This is a genomic window from Pseudomonas batumici (assembly GCF_036585405.1).
GTDB classification, from domain to species: Bacteria; Pseudomonadota; Gammaproteobacteria; order Pseudomonadales; family Pseudomonadaceae; genus Aquipseudomonas; species Aquipseudomonas batumici.
On record NZ_CP144470.1, the window covers coordinates 6,478,748 to 6,501,549 of the forward strand.

Genomic DNA, 22,802 nt, shown 5'->3' on the forward strand with positions numbered 1-22,802 from the left:
TGCATCCTTAAACCTCTGGAACAGGATGCATGACAACGTGACTAAGGCCTGCGCTCAGCCAGCTCCTCCAGCAGATCGGCGGAAGGCACGAAGAACAGGCCACCGGTGACCGCCGTGCTGAAATCGAGCAAGCGATCATAGTTGCCTGCGGGCCTGCCGACGAACATGTTCTCGAGCATCTGCTCGATGGGGGCGGGCGAGCGTGCATAGCCGATGAAGTAGGTCCCGAACTCGCCGGCACCTGGTCGGCCGAAGGGCATGTTGTCGCGCAGGATCTTCACTTCTTCGCCGTCTTCGGTGATGGTCGTCAGGGAACTGTGCGACGAGCTCGGTTTGACCGATTCATCGAGTTCGATATCGGACAGTTTGGTGCGGCCGATGATGCGTTCCTGAGCCTCGACGGACAGCTCGTTCCAGGCGGCCATGTTGTGCAGGTACTTTTGTACCAGCACATAACTGCCGTTGATGAACCCGGGGTCTTCATCCCCGACCATCGTGAAATCGACAGCCTCGTGGCCCACCGGGTTTTCGGTGCCATCGACAAAGCCGACCATGCTGCGCATGTCGAAGTAACGAAAGCCCTGGACTTCATCGACGACCGTGATCGCATCGCCCAGACGCGAGAGCAGTTGCGTCGCCAATTCGAAACACAGGTCCATCTGATCGGCCCGGATATGCAGCAGGATATCGCCCGGTGTTGCTACCGCGCGCCGACCCTCCACACCCATTTCACGAAACCCGTGCAGCGAGGCCGGACGCGGGCCGCCGAACAGGCGGTCCCAGGCACCGGAAGCAAAACCGCAGACGCACGACAGGTTGCCGGAGGGCACGCGTTTGCCGACGGAGCGCGTCAGGGCGGCGACATCTTCGCACCAACCGCGTACTTTCTCGGCCGGCTCGCTACCGGGCGCCAAGGTGGCAACGATGAAAATCGCGCTGCTGGTGATGGGGCTATAGACGGCTTGAGGGGCGGGCTTGCGCTGGGTCGACGGCGAAGGTGTTGTCATTGGGGCTCCACACGCTGCGGGACACGTTTTAAACACTGAAAATAGCAGATCGCGGCACTGTGGCTACAATCGAGTGCCAAGAGGGTACGCAGACGCAGTGGAGGAAATCCGGGCGTAGCCGATACACTGCTGTCCTGATTGCACGAGTTCGTTTGCGATGGCTGTCCTGATCCTGCTGCTGGCCGCTCGTATCCATGGCACGGACGATGCTGTGCGGGCATCGGCGAAAAACTGCATGAAGAAATTGCCGCGACCGAAAGGGGACAGATTTATTTTTTTCGAATAGTGTGATACGAAAATAAATCTGTCCCCTTTTTAGTCGAACTCTGCTTTGGATGGTTAAATGTTCATTAAATTTAGCTTGTCAAATGCTCCGATAGACTACCCGCAACCTCCGTGGTTTAATTCGACCCCGATATGCGCCTCTGTTTCAGTGCTTATTGTTCTTTATGCGATTTCTGGGGTTTGTTTTCCGTTTCTAAGCAAGGAGCTTGATTTTTTTATAAATCCGATAATGAACGGTCTTGATGCGGTGGGTGTAAGGGTCGCTCCCGTCATCATGGGTCCTTCCAATAGCACTCTGTATAGAAACTTGAGCGGAATAGCATTTGTTGGTGCCTTGGTGTACAACGCTGTTTCTGTGCTTTATATGCTAAAGAATAAAAGAGCAGCTGGTGTTGGATGTGTGGAAACCCACGCGCTCCTCATGAAAAGAAAGCAGCTGAGTGCAATAAGAGCTTGGCTGGTTTTGCATTTTTATGTTTATGTGGGGACGGCTTTTTTTATAGCGTTTGGTACATATGGTTTGCTAAATGGCGTCTACCATTGGACAGTGTTTCGGATTGACGATGACAACGTCTTAGAAATGTGTTTCGTGTCTTTGTATTTCTTTTTTTTAGGTATGACGCCTGCCTTTTTTTACTCCGTATACTTTAAGTATATTGTGTTTGATGTGCGGTGTTTAATTAAGAAAATTCGAACAAAAGTCTAGCGAGGACGTGAAAAATGGCAGATTCAGACTCGATTGGTAGTTGGTTGAAGCCTGGTCCGGCGGATTGGATCGGTATAAGGATCGTAAGGGGGCGGATTTATTTTTTCGAATGATGTGATACGAAAATAAATCTGTCCCCTTTTTACAAATTTTTACATACTGAACAATCTATACCCGACTCCCCATGGAAGAGAGTTTATGCAGACCGACAAGACTGAACCACTTCTTCATATAGCCCGCAGCATCGTTGCCAAAGTGTCGTATTGCATGGCAATTACCGTTACCGAAGCGGGCCATGCGAATGCTCGTATCGTTGAACCCTATTCATTGAGCGAACACTGGTCGGTGCGTTTCCTGACGGGGCGGCAGTGCCGCAAGGTACAGGAGATGCAACACACTGGGCGAATGACCCTGTCTTACCAATGTGATGAAGATCATGCGTACGTGACACTGCTTGGACAAGCAAAAGTGCTGGATCACGATCCGGCACTCAAGAGCACGATGTGGCGGAAGAATTCAGACGTGTGGTTCCCTGGCGGACCCTTTGACCCGGACGTGGTGGTGATCGAATTACTGGTCGAACAGATTGAGTTGTGGTGTCTAAAACTCGGCGTGGCCCCACCTCCGCTCGGCTTGCAAGCTGCAATCCTGAAACGCGATGGCGCCGAATGGATTACGTTGGTGGGCTGAACACCTGGTGGCTTATGCTCATCGCGATGTGCCGTCGAAGATCATGCGTTGTCAGCGGGCATGATCTTCGACGGAGCGGGAAGCACAGCCTCCCGTTCGATGACTGAGTTTTGTCAGGCGCCAGCGTTGACGGTCTGTCCATCCAGCACCGAGTCCATTTTCAGCTGTGCCAGCTCAATCAGGTGCACCACACCCATCGCCACCTTGCGGTTCGAACCGGTTTGGTTATCGGCGTGCTCATAGGCCGTGGCCGCGGCGGATTGCAGAATCGAGTAGACGTTGACCAGGGCCTCTTCCTGATGCCTGGGGTCAGGTAGAGGGTCGTGCAGCACTGTGTTTGGGGCGGGTTTCGAGCCTGCTTCCGGACCAAGGTTGTAGTGAGACAAAGCCCGGTCGGCGATACGTGGGTCGATGGTTTCAGCGTTGGGTGTTGCCGGTGGATTGGGGGTGACCTTGAACATGGCGAAACTCCTTGGTAAATGGAGTCGCCAGACATCGCTGCTAAACAATTGGGTGGCGACTGTACGCGGGTTAGCAGACCGGTTACCAAGGGACCCGGCGCACTCGAAAGTGCCCCACGCACAGCCACCATAAAGAACAGCAGACGCAAAAAAAGCGCCGCTTGAACGGGAGGCGGCACTTGCGTGCCTCGGTAAAAACGAGCTGCTAAACCCGGCCACTGAATTGGCAGTGACAGGACGAAGCCTAGCCTCGAGATCCCGCGCAAACAAGCGGTCAGGATTTTCTAGGAAATTTCAGTCAAGGGAAAGAGAGTTCTCTTGCTGGCCAATAGCGGATTGCGGGACTGCGGCTACAATCGAGTGCAAAGAGGGTACGCAGACGCAGTGGAGAAAATCCGGGCGTAGCCGATACACTGCTGTCCTGATTGCACGAGTGCGTTTTCGATGACCCTCACCGATGCTGTCCTGATCCTGTTGCTGGCCGCCCGTATCCATGGCACGGACGATGCCGTGCGGGCGTCGGCGAAAAGCTGCGTGAAGAAACTGCCGCGTGGCAAGCGCGAGCTGATCTACAACGTGATCAACAGCCACAGCCCCATGGACCTGGTGGCGTTGATGGCCGAGAACCTGCAGCTGGACGACTAGGCATCCAGGTCGTCGCCGGGTTAATCCTCGAACCCGACCTGCTCGTGAATCCCGTCCACCTTCAACTCCAGTCGATAAGCCACGGCGATGAACAGCGCCTGGCACAGGCACAGGCTCGCACTCAACGACCGAAAGGCGAACGAGCTGCCCTCATTCACCAGCAGCACCGTACTGGCCCGCTTGGCCAGCGGCGAGAGGGTGCTGTCGGTGATGGTCAGGGTTTTCGCCTGATGCAATTGCGCGATGCGCAGGCAGTGCTGGGTTTCCTTGGCGTACGGCGAAAAGCTGATGGCGATCACCAGGTCGTTGGCGCGCACGCTGCGCATCTGTTCGCGATAGCTGCCGCCCAGGCCCGAGACCAGGTGAATGCGCTTGTTGGTGTGCTGCAGGTTGTAGACCAGGTAATCGGCCACCGCGAATGAGCGGCGCACCCCCACCACATAGATGTTCTCGGCGTTCACCACCAGGTCCACGGCGGCGTCGAGCGCCTGATCGTCGAGTTCCAGGCCCAGGCGCTCGATACCGGACAGCGTGGCATTGATGCACTCGCGTGCCAGGTCGCCGGCGCTGGCCTTCTGCGACTTGTTTTCGATCAGGCTGCGGATGCGCTGCTGGTAGTTCTGTGCCGGCGTGGTCTTGTGGGTATACGCCTGGCGAAACAACGCCTGCATTTCACTGAACCCGCTGAAACCGAAGCGCTGGGAAAAGCGCACGATGGCCGAAGGGTGCACTTCGCATTCCCGGGCGATATCGCTGATCCGGTCGACCATGATCCGGTCGCTCTGCTGGCTCATATAGCTGGCGATGCGCTTGAGCTGGCGCGGCAGGCTTTCGTATTCCTCGGTGATCAGCTGCAGCAGACGCTCGGCATTGATCGGAGGGCTGGCGATGTCGCCCTCGGGTGCACATTCGGGCGTAGCCGGCTGATCGGTGCGGGACATGGAAAATCCTCTGATGGGTGCTTGTGGCTGGGTGGCGGTAGTCTACAGGGGCGACGCCAATAAAATCTTGAGTGCGCAGTCAAGTGGGGCGATGCTGAAACGATCCACTTCGACAGTCTCCGTCACGCTCAAGTGTAATGGAAAATATATTCCATATAAAAAATAATAGAAAATATATTGAATGTCGCCGCGAGACGTTCTAGTCTGGCCCCACACCAAGAGCGTTCGTGCTGGTACCGCGGCGAACGCAGGCTGATAAAAATAACAGGAGCCAGCATGGGCCAGACTCGTTTTGCCAGTGGGCGTCAATTGGATCTGATCTGCCTCGGGCGCCTTGGCGTCGACCTCTATGCGCAGCAAGTCGGGGCGCGGCTGGAGGATGTCTCGAGCTTTGCCAAATACCTCGGCGGATCCTCCGCCAACATTGCCTTCGGCACAGCCCGCCTGGGGGTGAAATCGGCGATGTTGAGCCGGGTCGGCGACGACCACATGGGCCGCTTCCTGGTCGAATCCCTGGCCCGCGAAGGCTGCGACACCCAAGGTATCAAGGTCGACCCGGAACGTCTCACCGCCATGGTGCTCCTCGGTCTCAAGGACCGCGAAACCTTTCCGTTGGTGTTCTACCGCGAGAACTGCGCCGACATGGCCCTGCGCGCCGAAGACATCCGCGAGGACTTCATCGCTTCCAGCAAGGCCCTGCTGATCACCGGCACCCATTTCTCCACCGCCAGTGTCTACAAGGCCTGTATCCAAGCCCTGGACCATGCGGAAAAACACAACGTCCGGCGCGTGCTCGACATCGACTACCGCCCGGTGCTCTGGGGCCTGGCCGGCAAGGCCGACGGCGAAACCCGCTTTGTCGCCGACCAGCAGGTCAGCCAGCATGTGCAATCCATCCTCCCGCGCTTTGACCTGATCGTGGGGACTGAAGAAGAGTTCCTGATCGCCGGCGGCAGCGAAGACCTGCTCAGCGCGCTGCGGACCGTGCGTGGGCTGACCACCGCGACCCTGGTGGTCAAGCTCGGTGCGCAAGGCTGCACGGTGATTCACGGGGCGATTCCGGCGCGGCTCGAGGACGGCGCCATTTACCCGGGCGTACGGGTCGAAGTGCTCAACGTGCTGGGGGCCGGCGATGCCTTCATGTCGGGCTTCCTCTGCGGTTGGCTGGAGGAGGCCAACGATGAGCGTTGCTGCCAGTTGGCCAATGCCTGTGGCGGTCTGGTGGTGTCACGCCATGCCTGCGCCCCGGCGATGCCGACCCGCGCCGAACTGGATTATCTGTTCAACAGCCCGGTGCCGATTACCCGGCCCGACCAGGACATGACCCTGCAACGCCTGCATCAGGTCAGCGTGCCGCGCAAAGCCTGGAAGCCGCTGTTCATCTTTGCCTTCGACCATCGCGGGCAGTTGGTGGAACTGGCGCACAAGGGCGGTCGTGAGCTCAACAGCATCGGTGAACTCAAGCTGCTGTTCATCCAGGCCGTGGAGCGGGTCGAGGCCGATCTGCGCAAGCAGGGCATCGAGGCGGATGTCGGGCTGCTGGCCGACCAGCGCTTTGGCCAGGATTCGTTGAACGCCGCCACCGGCCGCGGCTGGTGGGTCGCGCGTCCGGTGGAAATCCAGGGCTCCCGACCGCTGGCCTTCGAGCAGGGCCGCTCCATCGGCAGCAACCTGATTGACTGGCCGCAGGAGCAGATCATCAAGTGCTTGGTGCAATTCCATCCGGATGACGAGCCTTTGCTGCGCCTGGAACAGGAAGCGCAGATCAAGGCCCTGTATCAGGCGTCGCAGGTCAGCGGCCATGAGTTGCTGCTGGAAATCATCCCGCCCAAGGATCACCCGTCGGCGCATCCCGATGTGCTGTATCGCGCCCTCAAGCGCCTCTACAACCTGGATATCTATCCGGCCTGGTGGAAGATCGAAGCGCAAAGCGCCGCCGAATGGGAGCAACTCGACGCCCTGATTCAAGAGCGCGATCCCTATTGCCGAGGGGTGGTGCTGTTGGGGCTGAACGCGCCGGCAGCGACTCTGGCACAAGGTTTCCAGCAGGCCAGCCAGAGCCGGACCTGTCGTGGCTTTGCCGTCGGCCGGACGATTTTCCAAGAGCCCAGCCGGGCCTGGATGGCCGGTGAGATCGATGACGAAGCGTTGATCCGGCAGGTGCAGGCGACGTTCACCGGGCTGATCGACGCGTGGCGTGCGGCGCGTAGCGGTCTGTAGGCGCCAGGCCGGTTCGTCCGGCTGCCCCTGGCGGATGCGATTTTCAACGGTATACAGAAAACAATAAAAGGTGCAGCCATGCCCGCTATCCGAATTGGCATCAACCCGATCTCCTGGAGTAACGATGACCTGCCTTCCCTCGGCGGCGAAACGCCGCTGAGCACCGCCTTGAGCGAAGGCAAGGCCATCGGCTACGAAGGTTTCGAGCTCAACGGCAAGTTTCCCAAGGACGCCAAAGGGGTCGGCGATGTGCTGCGGCCCTACGACCTGGCGCTGGTCTCCGGCTGGTATTCCAGCCGCCTGGCCCGGCGTTCGGTGGCGGAGGAAATCGACGCCATCGCCAGCCATGTCGAGTTGCTGGCGCAGAACGGTGCCAAGGTGCTGGTCTACGGCGAAGTCGCCGATTCCATTCAAGGCCAACGGATCGCGCTGGTGGAGCGGCCGCGTTTTCATAGCGAACAGGCCTGGCAGGAATACGCCGACAAACTCACCGAGCTGGCCCGTTTTACCCTGTCCCAGGGTGTACGCCTGGCCTATCACCACCATATGGGCGCCTACGTCGAATCACCGGCCGACATCGATAAATTGATGGCGCTGACCGGCAGCGAAGTGGGGCTGTTGTTCGATTCGGGCCATTGCTACATGGGCGGCGGCGAACCGCTCGAGGTGCTGCGCAAACATATCGGGCGGATCTGCCACGTGCACTTCAAGGACGTGCGCAAACCGGTGGTGCAACTGGCGCGCAACAACCTCTGGAGCTTCCCGGACTGCATCGTCAACGGCACCTTCACCGTACCCGGCGACGGCGATATCGACTTTGCCGCGCTGCTGGATGTGTTGCTGGCCGCCGGTTATCACGGTTGGCTGGTGGTCGAGGCCGAGCAGGATCCGGCTGTTGCACCGAGTTATGTCTATGCCAAGAAAGGCTTCGACACCTTGCGTGCGCTGCTGAACCAGAGGACCGGACAATGAGCCTGCTGGTCAAGAGCAACGCCAAGGGGCGGACCCTGGTCGAGTTGGCGCCCGGCACCCTGGAGTATGTCGGTTTCGCCGCTTACCACCTGAGCCTCGGTGAAAACCTGCCGGTCAGCGCCGGTGACCAGGAACTGTGCCTGGTGCTGCTCGGTGGTCGGGTCAGCGTCAAGGGCGAAGCACCGGGGCAGGGCGCCTTCGACTGGGACAATATCGGCGATCGCCAATCGGTGTTCGAGGACAAGTCACCCTATGCCGTCTACCTGCCACCCGGCAGCCAGGCCCAGGTGGTGGCCCTGAGCGATGTGCAGCTTGCGGTATGCGCCGCGCCCGGTTCGGCGACAGCGGGCCATGGCCCACGGCTGATCACCCCGCAAGGCATGAAGCGCAGCGTGCGCGGCAAAGGCGCCAACACCCGCTATGTCTGCGACATCCTGCCGGACACGGAGCCTGCGCACTCGCTGCTGGTGGTGGAGGTGCGCACACCGTCCGGGCATTCGTCGAGCTACCCGCCGCACAAGCACGATACCGACGACCTGCCGCACCAGAGTTTTCTCGAAGAGACCTATTACCACCAGGTCAACCCGCCCCAGGGCTTCGTCTTTCAGCGTGTCTATACCGACGACCGTTCCATCGACCAGGCCATGGCCGTGGAAAACAACGACCTGGTGGTGGTGCCCAAGGGGTATCACCCGGTCAGCGTGCCTTACGGCTACGAGTCGTATTACCTGAACGTGATGGCCGGGCCCAAGCGCGTCTGGCAATTCCATAACGACCCGCGGCACAGCTGGCTGCTGGATCTGTAGTGCCTGCGCGATTTCAACTTTCCGATGGAGAACAAGAATAATGAGTGAGGCTCCGGTTATAGGTCATTACCTCGATGGCCAGGTGCAGGACGCTGGCAGCGAGCGTTTCAGCAATGTCTTCAACCCAGCCACCGGCAGCGTCCAGGCGCGTGTCGGGCTGGCCAGCCAGCAAACCGTCGATGAAGCCGTCGCCAGTGCCCTGAAGGCCTTTCCGGCCTGGTCCGAGCAATCGTCCCTGCGCCGTTCGCGGGTGATGTTCAAGTTCAAGGAGCTGCTGGACAAGCATCAGGATGAACTCGCCGAAATCATCAGCCGGGAACACGGCAAGGTCTTTTCCGACGCCAGGGGTGAAGTTACCCGCGGTATCGAGATCGTCGAATACGCCTGCGGCGCGCCGAGCCTGCTGAAAACCGATTTCAGCGACAACATCGGTGGCGGCATCGACAACTGGAACCTGCGCCAGCCCCTGGGCGTCTGCGCCGGGGTCACGCCGTTCAACTTCCCGGTGATGGTGCCGCTGTGGATGATTCCGCTGGCGCTGGTCACTGGTAACTGCTTCATCCTCAAGCCCTCCGAGCGCGATCCGTCGGCCAGCCTGTTGATGGCTCGCCTGCTGACCGAGGCCGGCCTGCCGGATGGCGTGTTCAACGTGGTGCAGGGCGACAAGGTGGCGGTCGACGCCTTGCTGCAACACCCGGACATCGAGGCCATTTCCTTTGTCGGCTCGACGCCGATTGCCGAATACATCCACCAGCAGGCCACGGCGCGCGGCAAGCGGGTCCAGGCCCTGGGCGGGGCGAAGAACCACATGATCGTCATGCCCGACGCCGATCTGGACCAGGCCGCCGATGCCTTGATCGGTGCCGCCTACGGCTCGGCCGGCGAGCGCTGCATGGCGATCTCGATCGCCGTGGCGGTGGGCGATGTCGGCGACCGGCTGATCGAGCGGCTGCTGCCGCGCATCGATCAACTGAAGGTCGGCAACGGCCTGCAGCGCGACAGCGACATGGGGCCGCTGGTGACCGCCGAGCACAAGGCCAAGGTCGAAGGCTTTATCAGCGAAGGCGTGGCCCAGGGCGCCCGGCTGATTGTCGACGGTCGCGGCTTCAAGGTGCCGGGGGCGGAAAACGGCTTCTTCGTCGGCGCCACGCTGTTCGACAACGTCACCACCGAGATGAGCATCTACCAGCAGGAAATCTTCGGACCGGTTCTGGGGATCGTGCGCGTTCCGGATTTTGCCAGCGCCGTGGCGCTGATCAACGCCCACGAGTTCGGCAACGGCGTGTCCTGTTTCACCAGCGACGGCGGGATCGCCCGGGCCTTTGCCCGCAGCATCAAAGTCGGCATGGTCGGCATCAACGTGCCGATCCCGGTGCCCATGGCCTGGCACTCGTTCGGCGGTTGGAAGCGCTCGCTGTTCGGCGATCACCATGCCTACGGCGAGGAAGGCCTTCGGTTCTACAGCCGCTACAAGAGCGTGATGCAGCGCTGGCCGGACAGCATTGCCAAAGGCCCTGAATTCAGCATGCCCACCGCCAAATAGGCGATCTTCAACTTTGTCTGTGGAGAACAAGAATAATGAACCAGCCCCTGCGTTTCGCGCTGAACCGTATGGTCGCCCCACGTTTGTCGCTGCCGCAATTCATTGAGCTGGCGGTGGCCCTGAAAGCCGATGCCATCGAGATCCGCAACGATCTCATGGGCGTCGAGATCGAAGACGGTACACCCGCCGCGCAGGTCCGCGAGTTGTGCGCGGCGCGCGGGATCAAGGTGCTGTCGATCAACGCCTTGTACCCGTTTGATGTCTGGAACGCCGAGCGCCGCGCACAGACCCTGGCGCTGGCGGCCTATGCCCGGGATTGCGGGGCGCAGGGCCTGGTGATGTGCCCGTTCAACGATCGCGACGACCCGCGCTCGGAAGCGCAACGCAACGCCGGGTTGCGCACGGCCTTGAGCGAACTGGCGCCGATTCTGCGCGAGTACGGGATTCTCGGCTTCATCGAACCGCTGGGTTTCGAAGAGTGCGCGCTGCGGCGCAAGCGCACGGCGGTGGAGGCGATCAAGGCGACCGGCGGCCTGGATGTGTTCCGCCTGGTGCACGACACCTTTCACCATCACCTGGCCGGCGAACAGGAGTTCTTCCCTGAGCTGACGGGCCTGGTGCACATCTCCGGGGTCGAGGACGCAAAAGCGCCGCTGGCGACCATTCGCGACGGTCACCGGGTGCTGGTGGGCGAGGCCGACATCCTCGGCAACGCGGCACAGATCGAGACCTTGCTCGGTAGTGGCTATAGCGGCTACCTGTCGTTCGAACCCTTTGCCGAAAGCGTGCATGGGCGGGCGGACATCCAGCAGGCGCTGGGCGCGAGCATGGCGCATCTCGAACAGACATTGGCGGTGCAAGCATGACCACGACACGACTGACCATGGCCCAGGCGCTGGTGAAGTTCCTCGACAACCAGTACGTCGAGGTCGATGGGGTGCAAAGCAAGTTCGTCGCCGGGGTCTTCACCATCTTCGGTCATGGCAATGTGCTGGGCCTCGGCCAGGCGCTGGAGCAGGACAGCGGCGACCTGGTGGTCCACCAGGGGCGCAACGAGCAGGGCATGGCCCACGCGGCCATCGGCTTTGCCAAGCAGCACCTGCGTCGGCGGATCTACGCCTGCACCTCATCGGTCGGCCCCGGCGCGGCGAATATGCTGACCGCCGCCGCGACGGCGACCGCCAACCGCATTCCCTTGCTGCTGCTGCCCGGCGACGTCTATGCCAGTCGCCAACCGGACCCGGTGCTGCAACAGATCGAGCAGTTCCACGACCTGAGCATCAGCACCAACGACGCCTTCAAGGCCGTCAGCAAATACTGGGACCGCATCAACCGTCCCGAACAGTTGATGAGCGCGGCGATCCACGCCATGCGTGTACTCACCGACCCTGCGGAAACCGGCGCGGTGACCCTGGCCTTGCCACAGGACGTCCAGGCCGAGGCCTACGACTACCCCGATTACTTCCTGCAGAAACGCGTGCACCGCATCGACCGCCGCCCGGCCACCGAGGCCATGCTCGGCGACGCCGTGGCGCTGCTCAAGGGCAAGCGCAAACCGCTGATCATCTGTGGCGGCGGGGTTCGCTACTCAGGGGCGAACGCGGCGTTGCAGGCCTTTGCCGAACGTTTCGAGATTCCCTTCGCCGAGACCCAGGCCGGCAAGAGCGCGGTGGTGTCCAGCCATCCGCTGAACGTCGGCGGCATCGGCGAAACCGGCTGCCTGGCGGCCAACCTGCTGGCCAAGGAAGCCGACCTGATCATCGGCATCGGCACCCGCTACTCGGACTTCACCACCGCGTCGAAATGGCTGTTCCAGCATCCCGAGGTGCAGTTCCTCAACCTCAATATCAGCCCTTGCGATGCCCTGAAGCTCGATGGCGTGCAGTTGCTGGCCGATGCCCGCTCAGGCTTGCAGGCGTTGGGCGAGGCACTGGGCGAGTACCGCGCCGGCTGGGGCGAGCAAACGCGCCAGGCCAAGGCGCAGCTGGACGAGGAGGTCGACCGGGTTTATCAGGTCGAGTACCAGGCCAGGGATTTCGTCCCGGAAATCAATGACCACATGGACCCGGCGGTGCTGCGCGAATTCATCGAGCTGACCGGCTCCTGTCTGACCCAGAGCCGGGTGCTCGGGGTGTTGAATGAAAGCCTTGCCGAGGACGCGGTTATTGTCGCCGCCGCCGGCAGCCTGCCCGGCGACCTGCAACGCAGCTGGCGCAGCAAGGGCGTGAACACCTACCACGTCGAGTACGGCTATTCCTGCATGGGCTACGAGGTCAATGCCGCCCTCGGGGTGAAGCTCGCCGAACCTGCGCGCGAGGTCTATGCGCTGGTCGGGGACGGCTCCTACATGATGCTGCATTCGGAGCTGGTCACCTCGATCCAGGAGCGACGCAAGATCAACGTGATCCTGCTCGACAACATGACCTTCGGCTGCATCAACAACCTGCAGATGGAACACGGCATGGACAGCTTCGGCACCGAGTTCCGTTTCCGTGATCCGGCCACCGGCAAGCTCGATGGCGACTTCGTCCCGGTGGACTTTGCCATGAGCGCGGCGGCCTACGGCTGCAAGACCTACAAGGTGAGCAGCGTCGAGCAGCTCCAGGCGGCCTTGGCCGATGCGCGGTTGCAGACGGTGTCGACGCTGATCGACATCAAGGTCCTGCCCAAGACCATGATTCACAAATACCTGTCCTGGTGGCGGGTCGGCGTGGCGCAGGTCTCCACCAGCGCGCGCACCGATGCCGTGGCCAGGACCCTCAACGAACGACTGGCCAAGGCGCGTCAGTACTGACGGTCCTGCAACGAACAACAGCCACGAACAACCAATATGCGAACAGGAGTTTTCCCATGTCTTTAAAGCTGGGCGTCATCGGCACCGGTGCCATCGGTCAGGATCACATTCGTCGTTGCAGCAAGACCCTGCTCAACAGCCAGGTGGTGGCGGTCACCGACATCAATCTGCAGCAGGCGGCCAAGGTGGTGGCCGACCTGCAACTGAGCGCGGAGGTGTACCTGGACGGTCATACGTTGATCAACGCGCCGGAAGTCGAAGCGATCCTGGTCACCTCCTGGGGCCCTAGCCACGAGGAGTATGTGCTGGCGGCGATCGCGGCCGGCAAGCCGGTGTTCTGCGAGAAGCCGCTGGCGGTCACGGCCGAGGGCTGCCGCAAGATCGTCGCCGCCGAAGTGGCCCACGGCAAGCGCCTGGTGCAGGTCGGTTTCATGCGCCCCTACGATGAAGGTTACCGGGCCCTCAAGGCGGTGATCGACAGCGGCCAGATCGGCGAGCCGTTGATGCTGCACTGCGCCCATCGCAACCCGACCGTGGGCGAGAACTACAAGACCGACATGGCCATCACCGACACCCTGATCCATGAACTGGACGTGCTGCGCTGGCTGCTCGCCGACGACTACGTTTCGGTGCAGGTGGTGTTCCCGCGCAAGACCAGCAAGGCCCACGCCCACCTGAAGGACCCGCAGGTCGTCCTGCTGGAAACCGCCCGGGGCACGCGCATCGACGTCGAGGTCTTCGTCAACTGCCAGTACGGCTATGACATCCAGTGCGAAGTGGTCGGCGAAACCGGCATCGCCAAGTTGCCGGAACCCTCGCAGGTGCAGATGCGCAGTGGCGCCAAGCTGTCCAACGCGATCCTGATGGATTGGAAAGACCGCTTCATCGCCGCCTATGATGTCGAGCTGCAGGCGTTCATCGACGGCGTACGCGCCGGCCAGGTCGGTGGGCCGTCGGCCTGGGATGGCCTGGCGGCAGCGGTGGCGGCGGATGCCTGCATCGAGGCCCAGGGCAGCGGGGCGATTGTGCGGATCGCGCTGCCTGAGCGCCCGCACTTCTACGGCTAAGGACTGTCCGTTATCGAGCGTTCCCACCACGCGGGTGGGAACACAAGGAGAATCACCCATGCGTATTGCACTCGACCCCTATATGTACCGCAACCTGCCCCTGGGCAAGATGGTCGACAAGGTCGCCGAGCTCGGTTACCAGCATATCGAGCTGTCGCCCCGGGAAGATTTCCTGCCGTTCTACAAGGCACCACGGGTCGACCGGGCGCGGATCAAGGAGTTTCGCAAGGCCCTGAGCGACACCGGGGTGCAGCTCTCGTCCCTGTTGCCGATGTACCACTGGGCCGCCGCCGACGAAGGCCTGCGGGTGGCGGCGGTGCGCAACTGGAAGCGCGCGATCCAGATCGCCGTGGAAATGGACTGTGAATTGGTCAACACCGAGTTCACCGGGCAGTCGGACAACCCGCTGGTCTGTGAAAACCAGTTCATGCGTTCTATGGACGAGTTGATGCCCGAGTTCGAACGCGAAGGCATCAAGCTGGATATCCAGGCGCACCCCTATGACTTCTGCGAGCGCAACAACGAGTCGGTCGACATCATTCGCGGCCTCGACCGCGACTGGATCAACTACCTTTATGCGGCGCCGCACACCTTCTTCTATGACGACGGCAAGGGCGACATCGCCTCGATGCTCAAGTATGCCGGCTCCAAGCTCAGCCACTTGATCATCGCCGACACCTACAACCACAAGGCGTCGTCGAGCCTGCGCTATATCGTCAACCCGCCGGGTGTCACGGCCACCGTGCACCAGCACCTGGATATCGGCCAGGGCGAGGTCGACTGGGAGGCGTTTTTCGGCACCTTGCGCGAGATCAGGTTCGATGGCATCGCCACGGTGTCGGTGTTCGCCTGGGAGGATCGGCCGGACGAGTCGAACCGGATGATGCTCGAACGCGTCACGCGCGAGCTCTGCCAATAAGGCTGGAATGAAAAAGAAAATAAAGTTCTAAAATTGATTGATGTGGAAATTATTTTCCAATACAGTCGATTTCAGATTGTCGAGTGCCGACGATCGTTCGCTTGCCGGTCACTGAAAGAGTCACGCTTGATCCATAAAACCAACAAGAATGTGGAGAAAGACTTTTCATGAAAACCAAGATCCGCTTCACCTCGCTTGCCCTGTCCCTGATGCTGGTCAGCGGTGCTGCTTTCGCCGACCTGAAGATCGGTGTGAGCATGTCGCAGTTCGATGACACCTGGCTGACCTACCTGCGTGAGTCCATGGACCAGAAAGCCAAGGCCATGCCCGACGGTGTCAAACTGCAGTTCGAAGACGCCCGCAGCGACGTGGTCAAGCAGCTGAGCCAGGTGGAAAGCTTCGTCAGCCAGAAAGTCGACGCCATTATCGTCAACCCGGTGGACACCGCCGCGACCAGGAAAATCACCGATGCGGCGGTCAAGGCGGGGATTCCCCTGGTCTACGTCAACCGCCGGCCGGATGACCTGAACCTGCCCAAGGGGGTGATCACCGTCGCCTCCAACGACCTCGAAGCCGGCCAGATGCAGATGAAGTACCTCGCCGAAAAAATGCAAGGCAAAGGCGACATCGTGATCCTCCTCGGCGACCTCGCCAACAACTCCACCACCAACCGCACCAAGGGCGTCAAGGAAGTCCTGGCCAAGTACCCGAACATCAAGATCGAGCAGGAGCAGACGGGCACCTGGCTGCGCGACAAGGGCATGACCCTGGTCAACGACTGGCTGACCCAGGGCCGCAAATTCGACGCTGTCGTCGCCAACAACGACGAAATGGCCATCGGTGCCTCGATGGCGCTGGAGCAGGCCGGGGTGAAAAAGGGGAGTGTGCTGATTGCCGGTGTCGACGGCACCCCCGATGGCCTGCGCGCGGTGAAAAAAGGCGCCATGGCGGTTTCGGTGTTCCAGGATGCCAAGGGCCAGGCGGTCGGTTCGATCGATGCAGCGGTGAAGATGGCCAAGCACGAACCGGTCGAGCAGGCAGTGTGGGTGCCCTACCGCCTGATCACCCCGGAAAACGTCGACCAGTTCAAGTAGTCAGTCCGTTCAATAACAACAATAAACAAGCAAGGCGGCATGCCCCGCCTTGCTGATGGAGTACCTGATCATGTTCGCTTCAGCGACTGCTTCGAGCACCCCGCGGGTGGGTATCCAGCCAACCGCTTTACCTGTCGATGAGCCGTACCTGCTGGAGATCGTCAACGTCAGCAAGGGTTTCCCCGGGGTCGTGGCGCTGTCCAATGTCCAGTTGCGGGTACGCCCGGGGTCGGTGCTGGCCCTGATGGGCGAGAACGGTGCCGGCAAATCCACCCTGATGAAGATCATCGCCGGCATCTACCAGCCGGACGCCGGTGAGCTGCGCCTGCGCGGCAAGCCGGTGGTCTTCGACACGCCGCTGGCCGCCTTGCAGTCCGGGATCGCGATGATCCACCAGGAACTCAACCTGATGCCGCACATGAGCGTCGCCGAGAACATCTGGATCGGCCGCGAGCAGCTCAACGGCTTCCACATGATCGACCACCGGGAAATGCACCGCTGCACGGCGAAACTGCTGGAACGGCTGCGCATCGACCTCGACCCGGAGGAACAGGTCGGCAACCTGAGCATCGCCGAGCGGCAGATGGTCGAGATCGCCAAGGCGGTGTCCTACGACTCCGACATCCTGATCATGGATGAGCCGACCTCGGCCATCACCGACAAGGAGGTCGCCCACCTGTTCTCGATCATTGCCGACCTCAAGGCCCAGGGGAAGGGCATCATCTACATCACCCACAAGATGAACGAAGTGTTCGCCATCGCCGATGAAGTGGCGGTGTTCCGCGACGGTGCCTACATCGGCCTGCAACGGGCCGACAGCATGGACGGCGACAGCCTGATTTCGATGATGGTCGGGCGCGAGCTGAGCCAGTTGTTCCCGGTGCGCGAAAAGCCGATCGGCGACCTGCTGATGTCGGTGCGCGACCTGCGCCTGGACGGCATCTTCCAGGGGGTTTCGTTCGACCTGCATGCCGGCGAGATCCTCGGCATCGCCGGGCTGATGGGGTCGGGCCGGACCAACGTCGCCGAAACGCTGTTCGGCATCACCCCGAGCGATGGTGGCGAGATCCGCCTCGATGGCCGGCCGGTGCGCATCAGCGATCCGCACATGGCCATCGAGAAGGGCTTTGCCTTGCTCACCGAGGACCGCAAGCTCAGCGGCCTGTTCCCCTGCCTCTCGGTCATGGAAAACATGGAAATGGCCGTGCTGCCGCACTACGTCGGCGGCAACGGCTTCATCCAGCAGAAAGCCTTGCGCGCCCTGTGCGAAGACATGTGCAAGAAGCTGCGGGTGAAAACCCCGTCGTTGGAGCAGTGCATCGACACCTTGTCCGGGGGCAACCAGCAAAAGGCCTTGCTCGCCCGTTGGCTGATGACCAACCCGCGGATCCTGATTCTCGACGAACCGACCCGGGGCATCGATGTCGGCGCCAAGGCCGAGATCTACCGGCTGATCGCCTACCTCGCCAGCGAAGGCATGGCGGTGATCATGATCTCCTCGGAGCTGCCGGAAGTGCTCGGCATGAGCGACCGGGTGATGGTCATGCACGAGGGGGAGCTGATGGGCACCCTTGACCGTGGCGAGGCGACCCAGGAGCGGGTCATGCAACTGGCCTCCGGGATGAGCGCGGTTCACTAGTTGTTCAACGAACAGAGGCCGGTGGCGGTGCTCCGCGCCGGCAACGCGATAGAAGGGTGAGTGGTTATGAACGTGATACTGGAAAACAAGCCTGCAACGGTGTCGGTCAAGAGTCGCCGGCGCCTTCCCACCGAACTGAGCATCTTCCTGGTATTGATCGGCATTGGCCTGGTCTTCGAACTGTTCGGCTGGATCGTGCGCGACCAGAGCTTCCTGATGAACTCCCAGCGGCTGGTGCTGATGATCCTGCAGGTGTCGATCATCGGCCTGCTGGCGATCGGTGTCACCCAGGTCATCATCACCACCGGCATCGACCTGTCGTCGGGCTCGGTGCTGGCGCTGTCGGCGATGATCGCCGCGAGCCTGGCGCAAACCTCGGATTTCGCCCGGGCGGTGTTTCCGTCGCTGACCGACCTGCCGGTGTGGATCCCGGTGATCGTCGGGCTCGGGGTGGGACTGCTGGCGGGGGCGATCAACGGCAGCATCATTGCCATCACCGGGATTCCACCCTTCATTGCCACCCTGGGCATGATGGTCTCGGCCCGTGGCCTGGCGCGTTACTACACCGAAGGCCAGCCGGTGAGCATGCTCTCGGATTCCTATACGGCCATCGGCCATGGCGCCATGCCGGTGATCATTTTCCTGGTGGTGGCGGTGATCTTCCACATCGCCCTGCGGTACACCAAGTACGGCAAGTACACCTATGCCATCGGCGGCAACATGCAGGCGGCGCGCACCTCCGGGATCAACGTCAAGCGCCACCTGGTGATCGTCTACAGCATCGCCGGGCTCTTGTCGGGGTTGGCCGGGGTGGTCGCTTCGGCGCGTGCCGCCACCGGGCAGGCGGGCATGGGCATGTCCTACGAGCTGGACGCGATTGCCGCCGCGGTGATCGGCGGTACCAGCCTGGCGGGCGGGGTGGGGCGCATTACCGGCACGGTGATCGGCGCGCTGATCCTCGGGGTCATGGCCAGTGGGTTCACCTTTGTCGGTGTCGATGCCTATATCCAGGACATCATCAAGGGACTGATCATCGTGATCGCGGTGGTCATCGACCAATACCGCAACAAGCGCAAGCTCAAGCGCTGAGCGAGCCGTAAACGACAAGGGCCTGTTCAGGCCCTTGTTGCGTACAGGTTGTTGCAGGGCAGGGCATCAGCTCGCCGTTGGCGCCGCAGAGAGCGAATCCCGTTGCGTTGCCGCATCGGGCAGATAGCGCACAACCGCCTGGTAAACCTCGTCCACCGAAATATTATCCATCCCGTCTTTCTTGATGATGCTGTGATGGTCACGGGCAGGATAAGGCCCGGTGTGCGCCGGGTCGGTCTTGCCGCAGAGCAGTACCATCGGCCGTTCCACCGCACAGGCGACATGCATCGGGCCGGTGTCGCCGGTCACGAGCAACTGGCAGCGCTTGAGCACCGCCGCCAGTTGGCCGACGTTGGTCTTGCCGATGAGATTGACGATGTGCGGGTGAGCGGTCAGCGCGTCGGCGGCAAAGGCTTCGCTGGGCGAGCCCGTGAGCACGATATAGACAGAGGGGTGCTTCTGTACCAGGCGCTGGACCAGGTGATCAAAGCGCTTGAAAGGCCAGCTGCGGGTGTCCTTGGTCATCAGGAATGGGAACAGCCTGGACAGGAAGCTGCGACCCTTTTTCGAAATCTGATGACAGCCCATGTGCAAGGCAACGAGAAAAGGCTCGGGGGTGGCTGGGATTTTCTCCAACAGCCCATCCGCCTGTGCCAGATCCTCCGCGCTCAGATTGAGCTCATAGGGCCCCAATGGGAACTGGGCCACTTGCGGCAGGTGCTGGAGAACAAAGCGATAAAAGTCTTCCGAGTAATGAAACGCACTGGCATAGCGAGGCAGCATCAGAACGTTTGGAATGTCTTTCAGGTAGGTCGCGGTGTTCTTGATGTTTTGCAGTGGCAAGATGACATCGTAGTCGGCGGCCAACTGCGCGATCGGCTGTTCGTCTGCGGTATAGAGTGTATCGATGCAGCTGTTTCGCGAAAGCATCTCATGGGAAAGCGTGGATAACGCAACAGCATCGATTTGCGCCTGCGGTTTTGCCAGGCGCAGTGCACGAATACCGGGCGTCGCGAACACGGTATCGCCCAGGCGGTGCGGAGCCACCAGGAGAATTTTTTCTGCGGCCTGTAGCGGGCTGGTCGTCATGCGCAATGGATCCGGTTCGGGTTTCGAGGGCGACGGTTCGCGGGGCGGACAGACTATCGTAAAGAGGGGGATTTTCCAATCTGGGCGGGGCTTTCCCTTGATTTCCCGTGCTCCGAAAGCCCGTCGCCGCGGGTGGCTGAAGAAAATCGAGGCCAGGCCGATAGCTTTTGGCCAGCGTCGCTTGTTATCTTGCCGAAGCCTGTTGTTTTCCGTCCCCGTTCAACGCGAGATCTCGCCCATGTTGTTGAGAAATATCCGGATTGCACCCAGAGCGTTCATCGGTTTTGCCGCTATCGCCTTGCTCAGTGTGTTCCTGGGCCTGTTCGCGTTGAAGCAGACTCGCGACGTCCAGGCCCAGGCCGCCGATATCCAGAACAACTGGTTGCAGCGGGTGCGGGTGCTGGCGGCGGCGAACGCCTCGCTGGACCGGTATCGCCTGGGCTCCATGGCCCACATTCTGTCTTCCAGCGACGCGGATATGAAGGTCTATGAGGATAAATCGGCCGGGCGCCTGCAAAGCGTGCATGAGCAGATGTCGATTTACGCGGGCCTGCTGACCAGCGGCGACGACAAAGGGCGGCTGGAAGCGTTCAACCGCAGTCTGGAGGCGTACGCCAAGAATCACCTCGAGCTGCTCAGGTTGTCGCGGCAAGGGGACAAGGCCGGCGCCAACACCTACCTCTCGACCATCCGCGATTCCTATGAACAGATGACCAAGAACCTGGATGATCTGATCGAACGTGCGAACAAGGGCGCGGAGCTGGCCGGCAAACAGTCGGCCAGCACCTATGACAGCGCGGTGGCGGGCATCGGCCTGGCCATTCTGCTGGTGGGTATCGGCACCGTGCTGGTGGCCTGGCTGCTCACCCGCAGCATTACCGTGCCGATCATCGAGGCGGTCCAGGTCGCGGAAACCATCGCCAAGGGCGATCTGACCCAGCCGATCAATCCCGCCGGCAACGACGAAGCCAGTCGTCTGCTCACGGCCTTGGCCGCCATGCAGGGCAGCTTGCTCACCACCCTCAAGCAAATCGCCGGTTCGTCGACCCAACTGGCGTCGGCTGCCGAAGAATTGAACGCGGTGACGGCCGAGGGCAGCCGCGACCTGCAACAGCAGCACGGTGAAATCGAGCAGGCCGCCACCGCCGTGACCGAGATGACCAGCGCCATCGAAGAGGTGGCCAGGAACGCCTCGTCCACCTCGACGCTTTCCCAGGAGTCGCGGACGATTGCGCTGAAGGGGCAACAGCGGATGATCGAGGCGGTGACGGCGATTGTTGCCCTGACCCGGGGCGTCGAGGTCAGTTCCGAGCAGGTCGGCGGCCTGGCGCAGCAGGCGCAGGACATCGGCAAGGTGCTCGACGTGATTCGCACCATCGCCGAACAGACCAACCTGCTGGCGCTCAATGCCGCCATCGAGGCGGCGCGTGCCGGTGAGGCCGGTCGGGGCTTTGCGGTGGTCGCGGATGAGGTGCGGGCATTGGCCCATCGGACCGCGCAGTCGACCCGGGAAATCGAGGAGATGATCGGCAGCATCCAGACCGGCACCGCCAACGCGGTGAGCACCATGCACAACAGCAGCAACATGACCCGGCAGACCCTCGAGCTCGCTGAATCGGCGAAGACGGCGCTGGCGGAAATCGTCGAGGCGAATGACGAGATCAACAACCGCAACCTGGTGATCACCACGGCCGCCGACGAGCAGGCCCATGTGGCGCGTTCAGTGGATCGCAATCTGCTGAATATCCGCGAGCTGTCGATCCAGTCTTCCGAAGGCTCGCACCAGACCACCGCCGCATCGCAGTCCCTGGCCAGCCTGGCTGCCGAGCTCAACACGACAGTCCGGCATTTCCGGATCTAGAGGCCCGCAGGCCCGTCGGTCGATGGCGGGCCGTTGCCCGGGTGACGCGCTTCAGATCGCCCTGAGGACCACGATGCCCGGGGTTTTCTTGACGTAATCCATGAACGGCGAATCCACCACCTTGTGGTTGGCTTCGCGGGCGGAGGCGTTGCGCAGCACCGGGCCGTTGTCGGTCATGATGAAGATCCCGGTATGGGTGACGTCCAGCCCTTCGGCCGGGGTGTAGATGCCGATGTAGTCGCCGGTTTTCAGGCGGCTGACCACGCTGTCGTCGATCCACTCGCTGGGGATGTAGGTGATGACGCGCTTGACTGTGCCCACTGACGGGATAAGCGTGCCTGCACCGTCCGGTTGCGCATTCAGGATCTTGGTGACGGTGGTGGCCCTGGGGCTGGCCTGCGTCGTCACGTCCCTGGCATTGAGGGGCTGGGTGTGCGCCCAGTCGGTGAAGAAGTGCCGGCGCTCTGCGTAGCTGACCTTGCCCTCGGCGTAGCGCGTGCGGACCAGGTTTTCGACGAAGCGCGGCAGGCTGTCGGATTTGCGCAGGGCCTCGACGTAATCCAGGTAGGTAAAGCAATCCAGGCCGCGGAAGTCGATCACCAGCTTCTCCGGCGCGGTCGCCGAGCCGACCAGCATATGCGCCACGTAGGGCGTGCCGAGGAAGTTGGCGGAGATGTTCTTGATCCGCTCGCCTTGCTCGCTGCCGGCGTGCTTGAGGACCCGGGTTTCGATGAACTCGATCTTCTGGCGCGTGTAGTCGTCCAGCTTGACCTGGTCACCTGGGGGCGGCCGGGTGGTGAAACCACTCAGCGCCAGCATCAGGGGCAAGCCCGATACCAACGCGACAATCTTGTTCATTCGCTCTCCGGAGGGGCGCTTGTGCCCTTATCGGCACAAGCACTGGAGCGTCGATTTTACACCACTGTCGCGGGGACTCAATAAAACCTCTCGCTGTGCCTTTTGGGGGCGGGCGC

20 protein-coding genes and 1 pseudogene are annotated in these 22,802 nt (G+C 61.4%); 16 read left to right on the forward strand and 5 right to left on the reverse strand.

Annotation, left to right across the window (positions count from 1 at the left end):
* Nucleotides 1-41: 41 nt before the first annotated feature.
* Nucleotides 42-1,007: a Dyp-type peroxidase gene (locus NUH87_RS29870; RefSeq protein WP_338523872.1), complete on the reverse strand. Its 966-nt coding sequence runs from the start codon at nucleotides 1,005-1,007 to the stop codon at nucleotides 42-44.
* Between the two features lie 343 nt (nucleotides 1,008-1,350).
* Between NUH87_RS29870 and NUH87_RS29875 the strand changes: the two genes are divergently transcribed.
* Together NUH87_RS29875 and NUH87_RS29880 are read left to right on the forward strand one after the other, a co-directional pair.
* Nucleotides 1,351-1,998 carry a hypothetical protein gene (locus tag NUH87_RS29875; RefSeq protein WP_338523873.1) on the forward strand — a complete coding sequence of 216 codons (648 nt, stop codon included), beginning with the start codon at nucleotides 1,351-1,353 and terminating at the stop codon, nucleotides 1,996-1,998.
* Nucleotides 1,999-2,196: 198 nt separating this feature from the next.
* Complete coding sequence (locus tag NUH87_RS29880; protein WP_338523874.1) at nucleotides 2,197-2,688, forward strand: pyridoxamine 5'-phosphate oxidase family protein; 492 nt, start codon at nucleotides 2,197-2,199, stop codon at nucleotides 2,686-2,688.
* A 113-nt stretch (nucleotides 2,689-2,801) separates the two neighbouring features.
* On the opposite strand, the gene NUH87_RS29885 is transcribed toward NUH87_RS29880, so the two are convergent.
* On the reverse strand, nucleotides 2,802-3,149 hold the full coding sequence (locus tag NUH87_RS29885) for a DUF6124 family protein (protein ID WP_338523875.1): 348 nt from the start codon (nucleotides 3,147-3,149) through the stop codon (nucleotides 2,802-2,804).
* A 444-nt stretch (nucleotides 3,150-3,593) separates the two neighbouring features.
* Here NUH87_RS29885 and NUH87_RS29890 point away from each other — a divergent pair, with 444 nt between their 5' ends.
* Nucleotides 3,594-3,794 (forward strand): hypothetical protein, encoded by a 201-nt coding sequence (locus tag NUH87_RS29890; protein ID WP_040067470.1) that lies wholly within the window; start codon nucleotides 3,594-3,596, stop codon nucleotides 3,792-3,794.
* A gap of 20 nt (nucleotides 3,795-3,814) precedes the next feature.
* Here NUH87_RS29890 and NUH87_RS29895 read toward each other — a convergent pair whose 3' ends face one another.
* Complete coding sequence (locus NUH87_RS29895; protein WP_040067472.1) at nucleotides 3,815-4,735, reverse strand: MurR/RpiR family transcriptional regulator; 921 nt, start codon at nucleotides 4,733-4,735, stop codon at nucleotides 3,815-3,817.
* Nucleotides 4,736-5,011: 276 nt separating this feature from the next.
* Between NUH87_RS29895 and NUH87_RS29900 the strand changes: the two genes are divergently transcribed.
* The 11 genes from NUH87_RS29900 (at nucleotide 5,012) to NUH87_RS29950 (ending at nucleotide 18,878) form a co-directional block, all read left to right on the forward strand.
* Complete coding sequence (locus tag NUH87_RS29900) at nucleotides 5,012-6,955, forward strand: bifunctional 5-dehydro-2-deoxygluconokinase/5-dehydro-2-deoxyphosphogluconate aldolase (RefSeq protein WP_338523876.1); 1,944 nt, start codon at nucleotides 5,012-5,014, stop codon at nucleotides 6,953-6,955.
* 78 nt (nucleotides 6,956-7,033) lie between these two features.
* On the forward strand, nucleotides 7,034-7,927 hold the full coding sequence (iolE, locus tag NUH87_RS29905) for a myo-inosose-2 dehydratase (RefSeq protein ID WP_338523877.1): 894 nt from the start codon (nucleotides 7,034-7,036) through the stop codon (nucleotides 7,925-7,927).
* Nucleotides 7,924-8,733, forward strand: a complete 810-nt coding sequence (gene iolB, locus NUH87_RS29910) for a 5-deoxy-glucuronate isomerase (RefSeq protein WP_338523878.1) — start codon at nucleotides 7,924-7,926, stop codon at nucleotides 8,731-8,733. Before iolE ends, iolB begins: the two co-directional genes overlap by 4 nt.
* Nucleotides 8,734-8,773: 40 nt before the next feature.
* On the forward strand, nucleotides 8,774-10,276 hold the full coding sequence (locus NUH87_RS29915; protein WP_338523879.1) for a CoA-acylating methylmalonate-semialdehyde dehydrogenase: 1,503 nt from the start codon (nucleotides 8,774-8,776) through the stop codon (nucleotides 10,274-10,276).
* 35 nt (nucleotides 10,277-10,311) lie between these two features.
* Complete coding sequence (locus NUH87_RS29920) at nucleotides 10,312-11,142, forward strand: TIM barrel protein (RefSeq protein ID WP_338523880.1); 831 nt, start codon at nucleotides 10,312-10,314, stop codon at nucleotides 11,140-11,142.
* Entirely contained in the window at nucleotides 11,139-13,070 is a 1,932-nt protein-coding gene (gene iolD / locus NUH87_RS29925) for a 3D-(3,5/4)-trihydroxycyclohexane-1,2-dione acylhydrolase (decyclizing) (RefSeq protein WP_338523881.1), read from the forward strand. Before NUH87_RS29920 ends, iolD begins: the two co-directional genes overlap by 4 nt.
* Nucleotides 13,071-13,126: 56 nt before the next feature.
* Nucleotides 13,127-14,137: a Gfo/Idh/MocA family oxidoreductase gene (locus NUH87_RS29930; RefSeq protein ID WP_338523882.1), complete on the forward strand. Its 1,011-nt coding sequence runs from the start codon at nucleotides 13,127-13,129 to the stop codon at nucleotides 14,135-14,137.
* A gap of 58 nt (nucleotides 14,138-14,195) precedes the next feature.
* Nucleotides 14,196-15,056, forward strand: coding sequence for a sugar phosphate isomerase/epimerase family protein (locus NUH87_RS29935; protein ID WP_040067488.1), 861 nt, complete (start codon nucleotides 14,196-14,198; stop codon nucleotides 15,054-15,056).
* 167 nt (nucleotides 15,057-15,223) lie between these two features.
* Complete coding sequence (locus NUH87_RS29940) at nucleotides 15,224-16,150, forward strand: sugar ABC transporter substrate-binding protein (RefSeq protein WP_338523883.1); 927 nt, start codon at nucleotides 15,224-15,226, stop codon at nucleotides 16,148-16,150.
* Nucleotides 16,151-16,220: 70 nt separating this feature from the next.
* On the forward strand, nucleotides 16,221-17,789 hold the full coding sequence (locus NUH87_RS29945; RefSeq protein ID WP_338523884.1) for a sugar ABC transporter ATP-binding protein: 1,569 nt from the start codon (nucleotides 16,221-16,223) through the stop codon (nucleotides 17,787-17,789).
* A gap of 66 nt (nucleotides 17,790-17,855) precedes the next feature.
* Entirely contained in the window at nucleotides 17,856-18,878 is a 1,023-nt protein-coding gene (locus NUH87_RS29950) for an ABC transporter permease (RefSeq protein ID WP_040067492.1), read from the forward strand.
* Nucleotides 18,879-18,944: 66 nt separating this feature from the next.
* Here NUH87_RS29950 and NUH87_RS29955 read toward each other — a convergent pair whose 3' ends face one another.
* Nucleotides 18,945-19,967 (reverse strand): glycosyltransferase family 9 protein, encoded by a 1,023-nt coding sequence (locus NUH87_RS29955; RefSeq protein ID WP_338523885.1) that lies wholly within the window; start codon nucleotides 19,965-19,967, stop codon nucleotides 18,945-18,947.
* Nucleotides 19,968-20,205: 238 nt separating this feature from the next.
* On the opposite strand from NUH87_RS29955, the pseudogene NUH87_RS31445 reads away from it, so the two are divergent.
* Nucleotides 20,206-20,970: pseudogene (locus tag NUH87_RS31445) on the forward strand (MCP four helix bundle domain-containing protein); the annotation flags it as partial.
* A complete protein-coding gene (locus tag NUH87_RS31450; RefSeq protein ID WP_422393964.1) occupies nucleotides 20,965-21,828 on the forward strand; it encodes a methyl-accepting chemotaxis protein in 864 nt (287 codons plus the stop codon). The pseudogene NUH87_RS31445 and the gene NUH87_RS31450, both read left to right, overlap by 6 nt.
* A 51-nt stretch (nucleotides 21,829-21,879) precedes the next feature.
* On the opposite strand, the gene NUH87_RS29965 is transcribed toward NUH87_RS31450, so the two are convergent.
* Entirely contained in the window at nucleotides 21,880-22,686 is an 807-nt protein-coding gene (locus tag NUH87_RS29965; protein WP_338523887.1) for a DUF1460 domain-containing protein, read from the reverse strand.
* Nucleotides 22,687-22,802: the final 116 nt, after the last annotated feature.